We start from the raw sequence: 15205 nt of genomic DNA, 5'->3' as shown, positions 1-15205 counted from the left end.
AAGGCTCTACGATACATTATACAAAATGCTGAGTTAAGTAAACCCTATTTAACTGTAAAAATCAAGTTTTTTACAAAAAACAATAGGTATACTCCACGATTGTTAGACAAAGCGTGTAAAAGCGGCGGATTCCGCCTGCTTACATACGGTCCGGTGCCGATACGCCAACCAGACGCAGCACATTGGCAATAACGATACGAACGCTATCCAGCAGGGCCAGACGAGCCAGCGTTTTCGGCTGATCTTCAGTCAGGGTACGCTCTGCTTTGTAGTAGCTGTGCAGCATGGATGCCAGTTCATATACATAACGGATCAGGCGATGCGGCGCAAAGTTATCAGCCGCCATGGAAATCTCCTGTGGCAGTTCACCCAGCTTTTGCAGCAGTGCATATTCGTGCTCGGTCGTCAGTTGGCTGTAGTCGATCTCCGACAGTGCAGGCAGTGTAATTCCCTGCTCTTCAGCCTGACGGAAAATACTGCAAATCCGCGCATGCGCATACTGCACATAAAATACCGGGTTCTCGTTGGAAGTAGACACCGCCAGATCCATATCAAAGTCCAAATGGGAATCAATGCTGCGCATCGCAAAGAAATAACGAACCGCATCTACGCCTACTTCAGCCATCAGGTCTTCCATCGTTACCGCTTTACCGGTACGCTTGGACATTTTCACCTTTTCACCGTTTTGGAACAGGCTGACCATCTGTGCAATCAGAACTGTCAATTTGTCCGGGTCATTACCAAGCGCCTGCATCGCTGCCTTCATACGCGGGATGTAGCCGTGGTGATCCGCTCCCCAGATATTGATCATACGATCGTAACCGCGGCCGTATTTGTCTTTGTGGTAAGCGATATCCGGCGTCAGGTACGTGTACGTACCATCGTTTTTGATCAGTACGCGGTCCTTGTCATCGCCATAGGCAGTAGTACGCAGCCATGTTGCGCCTTCTTCTTCGTACACTTCACCGCGCTCGCGCAGTTCGCCCAGAGCGTCGAGTACCTGACCGTTCTCGTACAGAGAAGTCTCGCTGAACCAGATATCAAAGTTCACGCGGAAATCTCCCAGATCGCGCTGGATTTTTTCCATTTCTTTTTTGAGACCATAATCACGGAAAAAGGAAGTACGTTCGCTGGAAGACATGGACAGCAGGCTATCGCCTTTTTCAGCTACCAGTTCTCTCGCAAAACCGCGGATATCTTCACCATGGTAGCCATCTTCCGGCATAGGTGCATCCTGTCCCAGCTCCTGCAGGTAACGGGCTTCAATCGACAGGCTCAGATTGGATACTTGATTACCGGCATCATTGATATAGTATTCACGGGTTACCTGGTAACCGGCAAAATCAAGCAGGTTGCACAGGGAATCGCCGAATGCAGCGCCGCGGGCATGACCCAGATGCAGGCTGCCTGTTGGGTTGGCACTGACGAACTCGACTTCGACCTTGCGGCCCTGTCCATTGTTGGTACGTCCGTACTTGTCGCCCTGCTCATGAACAGCCTGGATCACCGGATAAAGATAATTTTTGTTAAGGGTAAAGTTGATAAAGCCAGGACCTGCAATCTCGGCATGCTCAATACCACCCTGCTGCAGATTCAGGTTGGCAATAATGCTTTCTGCCAGCATGCGTGGATTTTGTTTGGCAATACGGGTAAGCTGCATCGCGATATTGGTAGCCAGATCGCCGTGGTTTTTGTCTTTGGGTACTTCGAGCGTAACTTCCGGCATATCTTCCGGACCTACAATACCTGCTGCGAGTACAGCTGCATGTACGGCTTCTTTGACGGAATTACGGCTTTGTTCCAGTGGATTAACTGTCATTGTCTAATGTTCCTCCTGTATCTTGCACTTCGTAGGGTTAATTCTCCGTATACTGGCAATGCAGCCGGAGATGATTGCTATCGGTCTATGCTTTGGGGCGATCACTGGTTGGGGACTGAGCTGCCTGTATATCCAGACTGACCTTGAATGTACCGTTCAGCTGTTCATGTACATACAGATCATATTCCCAGGTGATTTTACCCATATATCCGTTCAGTTCGTTATGAATCAATGAAGTATGCGTAATCAGGCCGAAACGGGTAAAAGGCGATCGGTAAAATCCGGTCAGCTGCTCTCCCTGCCGGAAGGACTGTTCCGCTTCTACGCCGCCGTGACGCATAATTTTGATCTCATCCTTGCTGATCCTCACTGTTGTACGGACTTCCTGCTGTGTGGATTCGGGTGTTTCGGTATAGCGGATATAAATGCTGCTGCCTTTCTGGAAAGCCTGACCGTTAAAATGGGTGGTGACGCTTTCCCCATTCTGGTCACTGTGCAGCGTCAGATGTACTTCGTTCGATTCTGTCATAAAACCCAGCTCCATTTTTGGTATGACTCCATCTTGGCTTGTTGAATATAGAACATTTTCACGATAAATTCAATAAGCACAGTCCCTTCTATTGTACCATTATATTGAAGCGAAAGCCGCTTTTTCCGACAAAAAATAGCGTGTTTCTGCTGATTGTGCATTTGGGGTTCATTTTATATGACCAACAGGAATATCTCGGCACCAGATCAGCACAGATACGGAACAATTACGCAAAAAAACCTGTATATCCCGGCGATACCGCAGGATATACAGGTCTGTTGTTATCTTACTTGCACAGATCTTCGACGAACTTAGGCAGTGCGAATGCTGCTTTGTGCAGGCGTGGTGTGTAGTACTTGTTGCTTTCCATTTCCGGAATAGACGTCTCGTCCACTTCCAGAGGATCGTATTTTTTGCTTCCCATGGTGAATGTCCACAGTCCACTCGGGTAAGTAGGAATGTTGGCTCCGTATACACGAACGATCGGGAAGATTTCTTTGACATCTTTGTTGACCTGCTGAATCAGATCGGCTTTGAACCATGGGTTATCCGTCTGAGCGACGAAGATACCGTCTTCTTTGAGTGTCTCGTAGATGCCTTGATAGAATCCTTTTTCGAACAGTGGTGCTGCTGGTCCTACAGGCTCTGTGGAATCGACCATGATCACATCATACGTATTTTTGTTCTCGATGATGTGCATGTAGCCATCTGCTACCATTACTTCTACACGCGGATTGTCCAGTTCGCCAGCGATTTCCGGCAGGTACTTTTTGGAGTACTCGATAACTTTGCCATCGATCTCGACAAGAACTGCTTTTTCCACTTCTGGGTGTTTCAGCACTTCACGGATAACACCGCCGTCGCCGCCACCGACAACGAGTACATGCTTCGGATTCGGGTGCGTGTTCAGGGCAGGATGAGCGACCATTTCATGATAAACAAACTCATCTTTGACGGTTGTCATTACCATGCCATCCAGCACCAGCATGCGTCCGAACTCTTCGGTATCGATCATTGCCAGATCTTGAAAATCAGTTTTCTCTGTTACCAGAGTCTCGCGGATTTTGGCTGTAATGCCGAAAACCGGCGTTTGTTTCTCGGTATACCATAATTCCATATTTATTACCTTCTTTCGCGTATATTCAGCTGAATCAAGGGGATAGTCCTTATCATTCATTTCGCATTATACGCGATATAATCCCGGACTGCAAAAGGAACTTGAGCAGCTTCGGGATGCAGTACTTTCCACAGAACAAACCGCCATTTCTTGAGCAAATTACAGACTCTCGATTGGTTATTCTATTCATTCGGCACAAAGGAGCTGATTATAATGAACATTCACGAAATTGTACAACTGACAGCACTCGAAGCCGCTCCGCGATTACTCGGTAAAATGATCAGCCGAATCACCGAAGATGGCGAGATCCGCTGCCGGATTGTCGAGACGGAGAGCTACGGCGGAGCCGAGGACAAAGGCAGTCATGCCTACGGCAACCGCCGCACTGCACGTACGGAGATGATGTTCCGGCAGGGCGGTTATGCCTACATTTACCTGATCTATGGCATGTATCACTGCCTCAACGTGGTCACCGGCGACGAAAATGATCCGCAAGCTGTACTGATTCGCGCGGTAGAGCCTCTGACTCCAAAAGATGAGCAGCTCATGCTAAAACACCGTCCGGCTGCAGCGCGCCAGCTCAAAAATATCTCCAATGGCCCCGGCAAACTTTGTCAGGCCCTTTCGATCGACAAATCGTGTAACGGATTGCATCTGTTGGCAAGTGGCGGAACATTACGGCTGGAAGATCCACCAGAGGATATTTTTTACGATATCGAATCCGGGCCGCGCATCAATATCGACTATGCCCAGGAGTATGCAGCCAAACCATGGCGCTTCTATATTAAAAACCATCCCTATATCTCTGCCAAAAACACGACTCCACTTCCTTATCTATTGGAGCGGCCGCCGATTCTGTAGCTGCTGCATAGTGACTATTATAATAAAAAACCGCTGGAACGGAGTCTTTACTCCGCCAGCGGTATCTGATCGGCTGACTGTTCCAGCCATTGATTCATTTGTTCCACGGTCATCGGCTTGCCATAATAATAACCCTGCATAATAAAACAGCCTTTGGATTGGAGGAATTGAATCTGTTCAACCGTCTCCACGCCTTCTGCAACCATCTCCATATTCAGATTATAGGCGATAGCGATAATGGTGCTAATAATCGACTGTTTGGATGCATGATCAATATTACGGACAAATACCTGATCGATTTTGATAATATCGACCGGCATCTCATCCAGACTGCCTAACGAAGAATATCCTGTACCAAAGTCGTCCAGCGAAATGCCCACGCCCTGCTGCTGAATCTGCTGCAGCTGTTCAACGGTGCCTTCGATTCCGTTCATCGCAATAGATTCCGTGATCTCCAGTTCCAGATATTGAGGCTCCAGTCCGGTATCGGCCAGAATCCGGGCAATACGTTCGGGAAAGGCAGAGCATTCAAACATACGCGCAGACATATTAACCGAGATCGGTATATAAATATCTGCCTGCTGCTGCCAGATCTTGTTCTGCTCGCACACCTTTTCCAGAATCCAGTCTGTCATGGGGATAATAAGGCCTGTCTCTTCGGCAATAGGGATAAATTCTCCAGGAGATACAATACCCAGCTGTGGATGCTTCCAGCGCAGCAGCGCTTCCATCCCTGTCAGCCGATTATGCAGGGAATCCCATTTGGGCTGATACACAATAAAGAATTCTTCCTGCTCCTGGGCATTACGCAGATCTTTCTCCAGCTCCATCCGGCGAATCTGACGCTGATTCATATCTTCACTAAAAATGCTGTACTTGTTCTTGCCGGTGTTTTTGGATACATACATCGCGGTATCCGCAGCCCGCATCAGAAAAGTGCGTTCAAATCCATGCTGCGGGACAAGCGCGATACCGATACTGCCTGTAATGAACAGCTGGTTGTTAGCGAGATGGTAAGGCTGCTTGATCGAATCCAGTATGGATTCCGCCAATTGAATCGTCGTATCGACAGAGCCTGAACTGGATGCAATCAGGAATTCATCACCGCCGAGCCGGAAAACAATACCCTGATTCTGGGTACAGAGCTGTAGTCTTTTGGATACTTCTATTAGTAGTTCATCCCCTACATCGTGACCCAGCGTGTCATTGATCGATTTGAAACGATCCAGATCGAGAAACAGAACTGCTCCTTCGGTCTGCGCTGTAAATTCCTTGGTAAAATAACGCTGCAGTCCATGACGGTTCGGCAGGCCGGTCAGCGGATCACTGTATGCCATACGTTCCAGCACATGTTTCTCCACAAATACGGCCGCCCACGAAGCCGCCAGAATAAACAGCGTCACAATCGCTACTGCAGAAATCAACAGCATCTGGCCTGCCGGAGGCGCGCTCTGCAATTCCTGCCGGGTGTAATGAAACTGGGTCGCCGCCATGCCTACGTAATGCATCCCGGAGATTGCGAGTCCCATAACGACAGCACTGTAGAATTTCCAGATACTGAAGCCCGGATGATTACGAAAACGACGAAAAAGAAGTAGGGCTGCATAGGAAGCCATCAAAGCAGCAGCCAGTGACAATAGCCAGTAGACTGGATCATATGTGATCATGACCGCTGTATGGAGAGCAGCCATGCCGGTGTAGTGCATTGCCACAATACCCGCACCCATAAGCGCACCACCCAGGCTTATTTTCCAGAGCCGGGTCACTGCATCCAGTGTCACGTAAAAAGCAATCAGTGAAGCCAGAATGCTAAATACAGCAGACAGAGCGACAATTTTCAGATCGTAGCTCATGCTGATGTCTGCCTCCAAAGCCAGCATACCGATAAAATGCATAGACCAGATCCCATTGCCCATAACAAAGGCGCCCAGACCTGTCCATAGTGCCTTGTTCCTGCCAGTGGACTGGCCGACCTTGCCGACGATATTCAATGCTATATAGGAAGCCAGAATAGCGATAAGAACAGATAGCGTTACGATATAAGGATTATAGTGTGCATGTATATATTGCATTGTTCATCTACCCTCCTTTACTTCTAATTAATTATCATACAAGCAAGACGGACTATAGATCCGCCATTGGGTACAAAGCAGAGTTACCTTCATAATAAGGGATATCGCCAATCCGCTACTTCTGCTTACTTACTAAACTGTATAGTATATAAAACGGCATTATTGCTCCTTTTTGTGATAGTAGATTGTTCCGCTCCGCAAATAAGTTAGGAAGCGATTGAATAAAAAAGAATGGCAGACCCCGTAAGAGTCCACCATTCTTCCCACATATTATATTAGGATGCTACAAGTTATTCGGTAATATTGAATTTGGATGACATCCGATCCATCAGACGAGCAATTACAGTGGCTGCTTCAGCCCGTGTAGCATTGGCACCTGGAGCAATCTTGCCATTTGGTCTGCCCATTATAATTTTTTCTTTGACGCCTGTAGCGAGGGTATCTTTAGCCCAGTTGGAGACTTGTTTTTTATCGCTAAAAGCATTCAGAGTCTGCGCGGAATCTGCAGCGAATGAGCCGGCAGGATCCAGATAATTCAATGTGTTGCTGATAATATGCGCCATTTCTTCACGTGTAATCTGCTTATCCGGTTGGTACGTACCGTCCGTATAACCATCGGTAATGCGTGTTGCGCTTACTGCCGAGATCGCATCATGGTGCCAGTCATTGGCTTGTACATCTTTGTAGCTGGCTGTTCCAGCAGATGTGCCGTTCAGCTGCAACAGATTATTGATCATTTGCGTAAACTGAGCACGGGTGATCACTGCATTTGGATCAAACTTGTTATTGCCTACGCCGTTAAGAATACCCAGATCCTGCAAGCGATCAATATTTGCCTTGGCCCATGAATTATTCACGTCTACAAAGCGAGTTTTGGCAACAGACTTCAGTGTAATAACAGAGCTGTCAGCAGTGTCGTTCAGATCAGCAGCTGTACCTTCTCCACTTGCAGCTGTTACAGTGTTGGCATCTGCTGCTGGGGTTGTAGCAGCAGAGCCGCCACCTCCTCCGCCAGTTCCAACTTCAGCTGCTGGTGTTACTGCTCCAATACCTGCTGCGCTGGTTACGCCATTATCTGCCGGAGCTGGTGTTGTTGTAGCAGGCGCTGTAGCTGGGGCTGGTGTTGTAGCAGCTGGTGTTCCGCCTGTTGGTGTGGCTGCAGTAACAGGATTAGCTGGTGCCGCTGGTGTACTTGGTACAGTTCCGCCGGTTTCGCTCGGTACGGTACCTCCATTTTCACCAGGTACGGTTCCGCCGGTTTCACTTGGAATACTGCCGGTAGTTCCGCCATCATCGTTTCCTGCGTCGGTTTCTGGATCAGTTCCTCCTCCGGTTCCTGGGTCAGTTCCTCCAGTTCCTGGGTCAGTTCCTCCAGTTCCTGGGTCAGTTCCTCCAGTTCCTGGGTCAGTTCCTCCTCCGGTTCCTGGGTCGGTTCCTCCTCCCGTTCCTGGGTCGGTTCCTCCACCCGTTCCTGGGTCGGTTCCTCCACCCGTTCCTGGATCAGTTCCTCCACCCGTTCCTGGGTCGGTTCCTCCACCCGTTCCTGGATCAGTTCCTCCTCCAGTTCCTGGGTCAGTTCCTCCTCCAGTTCCTGGATCGGTTCCTCCACCCGTTCCTGGGTCAGTTCCTCCACCCGTTCCTGGATCAGTTCCTCCACCCGTTCCTGGGTCGGTTCCTCCTCCCGTTCCTGGGTCAGTTCCTCCACCCGTTCCTGGGTCAGTTCCTCCTCCGGTTCCTGGGTCAGTTCCTCCTGGAATTTCTACTCCATTATAAGGAAGTGTTGCAATTTCTGTTTCCGTTCCATTGCTGGTTACCGTAACGGTCAGTTCACCATCGGTTGTCGGGAACGTGAAGTTTACTACTGCTTGGCCATTGCCGTCGGCTACTTGTGTGCCGAGCAGGTTGCCATCAGCATCATAAACTTTGACTGTATCGCCGGAAGCTACATTAGTTACTGTAACGGTTCCTTGGTCACCATCTACATTGCTCAAATCAGCGGCTGGTGCTGGCGTTGCTGGAACATCTACTCCGCTGTATGGCAGCGTTGTAATCTCAGTTTCCGTTCCATTGCTGGTTACCGTAACAGTCAGTTCACCATCAGTTGTTGGGAACGTGAAGTTCACTACTGCTTGGCCGTTACTATCGGCTACTTGTGTGCCGAGCAGGTTGCCATCAGCATCGTACACTTTCACTGTATCGCCAGAAGCTACATTAGTTACTGTAACGGTCCCTTGATCACCATCTACATTGCTCAAATCAGCGGCTGGTGCTGGCGTTGCTGGAACATCTACTCCGCTGTATGGGAGTGTGGTGATTTCCGTTTCGGTTCCATTGCTGGTTACCGTAACAGTCAGTTCGCCATCAGTTGTCGGGAACGTGAAGTTCACTACCGCTTGGCCGTTGCTGTCAGCTACTTGTGTGCCGAGCAGGTTGCCATCGGCATCGTACACTTTCACTGTATCGCCAGAAGCTACATTAGTTACTGTAACGGTTCCTTGATCACCATCTACGTCGCTCAAATCAGCGGCTGGTGCTGGGGTTGCTGGTAAATCTACTCCGCTGTATGGCAGTGTGGTGATTTCCGTCTCGGTTCCATTGCTGGTTACCGTAACAGTCAGTTCACCATCGGTTGTCGGGAACGTGAAGTTTACTACTGCTTGGCCGTTACTGTCGGCTACTTGTGTGCCGAGCAGGTTGCCATCGGCATCATACACTTTGACTGTATCACCAGAAGTTACATTAGTTACTGTAACGGTTCCTTGATCACCATCTACATTGCTCAAATCAGCGGCTGGTGCTGGCGTTGCTGGTAAATCCACTCCGCTGTATGGCAGTGTTTTAATTTCTGTTTCGGTTCCATTGGTTACTACAACTACTGTCAGCTCACCTTGTTCGTTCGGGAAGGTAAATGTCAATGTAGCTGTACCATTTCCATCAGCCACTTCGCTTGCGAGTACCTGATTGTCGGTACCATAGACAATAACAGTATCTCCTGAGCCGACACCTGTTACGACTACGGTTCCCTGATCACCACTCACATCACTAATTACTGCATCAGGTGTTGAAGGGGTACCTGGATTATCGATCACAACATCTGAATAGTTAATGGAATCTACTAGTATAACCGAACCATTACGTTCCAAACGGATAACCAGTGTACCTTGAGACTTGGTAAAAGTAACCGGAATACTTAGTTGTCCACTTGTAGTGGCTGTAGCTGTTCCCAGTAGTTCATCATTTTCGTCGTATACATTAATAACATCGCCTGCTTGTACTCCATTTGCACTTACAGTTCCCTGGTCCCCTGTTACATTTACCAGTTCAGCTGTTACCTGTGTTGCCGGCAGTTCTACTCCGCTGTATGGCAGCGTTGTAATCTCCGTTTCGGTTCCATTGCTGGTTACCGTCACGGTCAATTCGCCATCAGTTGTCGGGAACGTGAAGTTCACTACTGCTTGACCGTTGCTGTCGGCTACTTGTGTGCCGAGCAGTTTGCCATCAGCATCATACACTTTCACTGTATCGCCAGAAGCTACATTAGTTACTGTAACGGTTCCTTGATCACCATCTACGTCGCTCAAATCAGCGGCTGGTGCTGGCGTTGCTGGAAGATCTACTCCGTTGTATGGCAGCGTTGTAATTTCCGTTTCGGTTCCATTGCTGGTTACCGTAACAGTCAGTTCGCCATCGGTTGTCGGGAACGTAAAGTTTACTACCGCTTGGCCATTGCCGTCAGCTACTTGCGTGCCAAGCAAATTGCCATCGGCATCGTACACTTTCACTGTATCGCCGGAAGTTACATTGGTGACTGTAACGGTTCCTTGATCACCATCTACGTCGCTCAAATTAGCGGCTGGTGCTGGCGTTGCTGGAAGATCTACTCCGCTGTATGGCAGCGTTGTAATCTCCGTTTCGGTTCCATTGCTGGTTACCGTCACGGTCAATTCGCCATCAGTTGTCGGGAACGTGAAGTTCACTACTGCTTGACCGTTGCTGTCGGCTACTTGTGTGCCGAGCAGTTTGCCATCAGCATCATACACTTTCACTGTATCGCCAGAAGCTACATTAGTTACTGTAACGGTTCCTTGATCACCATCTACGTCGCTCAAATCAGCGGCTGGTGCTGGCGTTGCTGGAAGATCTACTCCGTTGTATGGCAGCGTTGTAATTTCCGTTTCGGTTCCATTGCTGGTTACCGTAACAGTCAGTTCGCCATCGGTTGTCGGGAACGTAAAGTTTACTACCGCTTGGCCATTGCCGTCAGCTACTTGCGTGCCAAGCAAATTGCCATCGGCATCGTACACTTTCACTGTATCGCCGGAAGTTACATTGGTGACTGTAACGGTTCCTTGATCACCATCTACGTCGCTCAAATTAGCGGCTGGTGCTGGCGTTGCTGGAAGATCTACTCCGCTGTATGGCAGTGTAGTAATTTCCGTCTCGGTTCCATTGCTGGTTACCGTAACAGTCAGTTCGCCATCAGTTGTTGGGAACGTGAAGTTTACTACTGCTTGGCCGTTGCTGTCGGCTACTTGTGTGCCGAGCAGGTTGCCATCAGCATCGTATACTTTCACTGTATCGCCGGAAGTTACATTAGTTACTGTAACGGTTCCTTGGTCACCATCTACGTCGCTCAAGTTAGCAGCTGGTGCTGGCGTTGCTGGAAGATCCACTCCGCTGTATGGCAGCGTGGTAATCTCCGTCTCGGTTCCATTGCTGGTTACCGTCACGGTCAGTTCACCATCGGTTGTTGGGAACGTGAAGTTCACTACCGCTTGGCCATTGCCGTCAGCTACTTGTGTGCCGAGCAGGTTGCCATCGGCATCATACACTTTGACTGTATCGCCGGAAGTTACATTGGTGACTGTAACTGTCCCTTGATCACCATCTACGTCGCTCAAATTGGCAGCTGGTGTTGGCGTCACTGGCAGTTCTACTCCACTATATGCAAGCGTTATAATCTCTGTCTCGGTTCCATTGCTGGTTACCGTAACAGTGAGTTCACCATCGGTTGTCGGGAACGTAAAGTTTACTACTGCTTGGCCATTGCCGTCGGCTACTTGTGTGCCGAGCAGGTTGCCATCGGCATCGTACACTTTCACTGTATCGCCGGAAACAATATTCGTAGCTGTAACCGTTCCTTGGTCACCATCTATACCAGTCAATTCTGCTACTGGATCTGTTGTCGGGAATACAATTCCCTGATAATCAAAGCTGCGTACAGTAGTTTCCACTCCACCAGAAGCTACTTTGGCAAAAAGTCGTCCCTGTGCTTTGAGGAATTTGAAGCTTACTGCCGCTTTGCCGCTTGCGTTTGCCGAAGCAGATCCAAGCAATTGATCGTCATCGTCATAGACTTTGGCGATATCGCCTTCATTCATGCCTGTCACTGTAATAACCGCCTGGTCTCCCTGTTCGGAATCCAGAGCAATATCGGCTACCGGTGCGTTGGCTGGTGGAACTTCTTCAGCCGCATACGTCACTGTTACAATATTACTGTCCATCTGATTACGTGTCAGTTGTACGGATACGGAGCCGCCTTCGGGCAGCAGCTGTACTTGCAGCATTACCCAGTTAAATGAGCCGGCAATATCGCTGCCCAGCAGTGTTCCATTGGCATCATATACACGGATCATATCGCCTTGCTGCAATCCGGTTACTTGAACCGTATCTTCATCACCGGTCACATTGTTTACACTGACACTGGATTGAGGCAATACCGGACCCGGTTCTGCTGTATATACGACATCTGTAGCTATGCTGGCAATACCGCTATGCTCTCTTGTAAAAGAAAGCGTACCTCCGTATGGCTGCAGTGTCAGACCAGCCGTAATATTGCCATTTGTATCTGCTGTTTTGGTGCTGATTACATTATTGCTTTGATAAATAGTAACAAGATCACCTGCTACCAGATTACGGATACTGACGCTATCCATATTTCCTTCATTATTTACAATCGTAATATCTGCCGCCGGAATCGGAGGCACGACTTCTGCTCCATACGATACAGATACCGGGCTGCTTTCAATGCCCAGGTATTCTGTACTTACCTGCATTTCTCCGCCTGCCGGGATCAGGGTCAGTTCAATAACAACTGTACCACTGGCATTGGCTTTGCCGGTACCCAGTACCTCATTATCCTGATACACCGTAATTGCCTGATCTTCTTTGAGATCGGTTATGGTTACAGTGTCTTCATCGCCGTAATTGTTTTGTGGTTGAACCTGACTTGCATCAATTGCAGGTACGATAATGGAGCCGTAGCTGATTTGTGCAGTTGGACTCTCGACTGTATTACGAACCAGGCTGACGCCTACTACACCACCATTTGGAGCCAGATCGGTATCCACTGCAGCTACTCCGTTGCTGTCCGCAGTACCCGTACCCAGCAGTTCTCCATTGGCATACACATGGATGATATCGCCATTTTGCAGACCACTTACTGTTACTTTGGAGGTGGCTTCGATCAGATTCTCTACTTTGATTGCAGCTGGCAGAAGAGGTTTGACGATCTCTGCACTGTAGCTGACGAGTGTTGGCACACTTTCCACACCATTACGCACCAGCGCTACACTCAGGCTGCCGCCAACAGGCAGCAGAGTTACAGGTACTTCTAGCGTACCGTCTGCCTGCAGATCAGCACTGCCCAGCAGATCAGCGCTGCCATATACTTTTACGGTGTCACCCTGTTTCAGGCCGCCAATTTTAACGATATCCTGACTGCCGGTATTGTTATCTACATTTACACTTGCTGCCGTCAGTGCCGGCACGACTTCTGCCAGATACAGAACCGGTGTCACTACACTCTCTACGCCCTGTGAAGTTACACTGACATCGATGACACCACCTACAGGTACGAGTGCTGCATTGATTACAGCCTGACCGTTACTGCCTACAGTCGCTGTACCCAGCACTTTACCGTTACCATATACGGTGATCAGATTGCCCTGTGTCTGTCCGGTAACGGTAACTGTATCGTTATTGCCGGAATTATTACTTACCGTGATATTGGCAGCTGTTACAGGTGGTACAACAACTGCTCCATACGTGATGGAGGTAGCAGCACTTGCCAGTCCATTACGCAGCAGCTCCACGCTCAGACTCCCGCCCTGCGCATTCACACTCACCGGAATACTGACTGTTCCGGAAGCACCTGCAGTAGCAGTACCAAGTACTGTACCGTTGCCATATACTTTTACAGTATCACCATTGTTCAAGCCGTTCACACTTACATTTGCTGTTCCATTCAAAATAGGAGACATGGAGATCTGGTTGCTCAGAATAGCAGGTACAATCTCTGCTACATATACAACCGGCGTCGCCAGACTTTCCACTCCTGCATGATTCACACTGACATTGACCGAACCGCCTACAGGAAGCAGTTGTACAGGAATGGAGACTTTCCCCTGCGCATCTACTGTGCCTGTACCCAGTACACCTGTGCCATCATATACAGTGACTGTATCTCCTTCTGTCAGATTTACAGCCGTAACAACATCTGCATTTCCGGACAGATTTTTCACTTGAATATTGCTGGAGAGAATCGACGGAACGACAATGGCCGCATAGTTAACCGTCGTTGTAGCACTTTGCAGGATACCCTGCTTTACACTGATATTGAGACTGCCACCTGCCGGTTCCAGCAGAACAGGTAATGTCAGTGTATTGGTAACTGCCGGTGCTGTTGCCAGAACCGTGCCGTTGGCAGATACTGTAACGATATCTCCGATCGACAGATTCTTGACAGTTACCTGGGAAGTTCCACCATATGAATTGGTAACTGTTACATTACCGGAAGCTACCGGCGGAATAATTTGAGCCGGATAACTGACTGGAGTCGCTGCACTCTCTACACCGCTGCGTTTGCGGGTAACACTCAGGCTGCCGCCTTCCGGTGTCAGTGTTACTGCAATGGTAACTGCTCCATTGCTGTCTGCTGTGCCCGTACCAATCGCACTGCCGTTGGAGTAGACTGTCACCAGATCGCCTGCGGTCAGTCCGGTTACAGCTACACTATCCTGAGTGCCGTACGAATTGCTGACACTGATATTAGCTGCCGGAATCGGACTCAGTACGGCTGCTGTATAGGTAAAGGAGGTTTTTGCACTTTCGGCTGTACCACGCAGCGCACTCACCTGAATCGTGCCGCCTGCTGCAACCAATGCTGCCGAGATGCTTGCCTGTCCAGAAGCATTGACTGTACCTGTACCGAGAACTTCATTTTTATCGTTGTAGACGGTAATGGTATCTCCCGGGTTTTGGCCGGTAACCGTAATAGTCGAATTGCCGCTGATTGCATTGCTTACACTGATCTGTGCTGCTGTCGGCGGAGGCACTGCACCGATCACTGTGAATGTTCCCTGCTGGGTTGCTTCCCCAATCGTAACATTCAACAGATTTTTAACAGAAGCTCCAAAAGAGTAATTGCCTGCTGCAGGCAATGTCTTGTTATTTAAAGTTAGCGTATTGGAAGCCAACAAGTTGAGTCCAATTAAGGAAGCGTTTAAAGTTATCGTTCTTCCGTCACTACTGATTGCGTTCGCCGGAAGATTGGTTCCGTTAAACTTGTCCGCTACAGTGGCTGTAATACCTGCAGGTAAGGTAAATACCGTACTGCCTGCCAGATTCAGTTGAATGCCAGGTGCATACGTAATAGCCAAATTTGTTTTTTGGCCTGCCACATTCTGTCCATTTGCTGAAGATATACCTAGTGCTCCATCTGCTGCCTGGACATGACCTGGCCAGCTGGAGAATACCAGCGCCACTACCAATAACATGGTAAACAGCGTATACCCTTTTTTCCTCAT

Annotated in this window: 6 protein-coding genes; 1 reads left to right on the top strand and 5 read right to left on the bottom strand. The window is 49.0% G+C overall.

From position 1 onward, the window contains the following. Window positions 1-139 precede the first annotated feature (139 nt). The 3 genes from argS to speE form a co-directional block, all read right to left on the bottom strand. Window positions 140-1819, bottom strand: coding sequence for an arginine--tRNA ligase (argS, locus tag AR543_RS03355; RefSeq protein ID WP_060531830.1), 1680 nt, complete (start codon window positions 1817-1819; stop codon window positions 140-142). Between the two features lie 85 nt (window positions 1820-1904). Beyond that, window positions 1905-2348: a YwiB family protein gene (locus AR543_RS03350; RefSeq protein WP_064505617.1), complete on the bottom strand. Its 444-nt coding sequence runs from the start codon at window positions 2346-2348 to the stop codon at window positions 1905-1907. A 286-nt stretch (window positions 2349-2634) separates the two neighbouring features. Beyond that, window positions 2635-3465, bottom strand: a complete 831-nt coding sequence (gene speE / locus AR543_RS03345; protein ID WP_046216635.1) for a polyamine aminopropyltransferase — start codon at window positions 3463-3465, stop codon at window positions 2635-2637. A 213-nt stretch (window positions 3466-3678) separates the two neighbouring features. Between speE and AR543_RS03340 the strand changes: the two genes are divergently transcribed. Beyond that, complete coding sequence (locus AR543_RS03340; protein ID WP_060531826.1) at window positions 3679-4326, top strand: DNA-3-methyladenine glycosylase; 648 nt, start codon at window positions 3679-3681, stop codon at window positions 4324-4326. Window positions 4327-4373: 47 nt separating this feature from the next. Here the strand turns inward: AR543_RS03340 and AR543_RS03335 are convergent, their stop codons facing one another. After that, window positions 4374-6398 (bottom strand): bifunctional diguanylate cyclase/phosphodiesterase, encoded by a 2025-nt coding sequence (locus AR543_RS03335; RefSeq protein ID WP_060531824.1) that lies wholly within the window; start codon window positions 6396-6398, stop codon window positions 4374-4376. A 290-nt stretch (window positions 6399-6688) separates the two neighbouring features. After that, on the bottom strand, window positions 6689-15205 hold the full coding sequence (locus AR543_RS03330) for an S-layer homology domain-containing protein (protein ID WP_060531822.1): 8517 nt from the start codon (window positions 15203-15205) through the stop codon (window positions 6689-6691).

It is taken from the genome of Paenibacillus bovis, from assembly GCF_001421015.2.
GTDB classification, from domain to species: domain Bacteria; phylum Bacillota; class Bacilli; order Paenibacillales; family Paenibacillaceae; genus Saccharibacillus; species Saccharibacillus bovis.
Note: the sequence above shows the minus strand (reverse complement) of the source record. Positions and strands in the feature narration are given on the sequence as shown.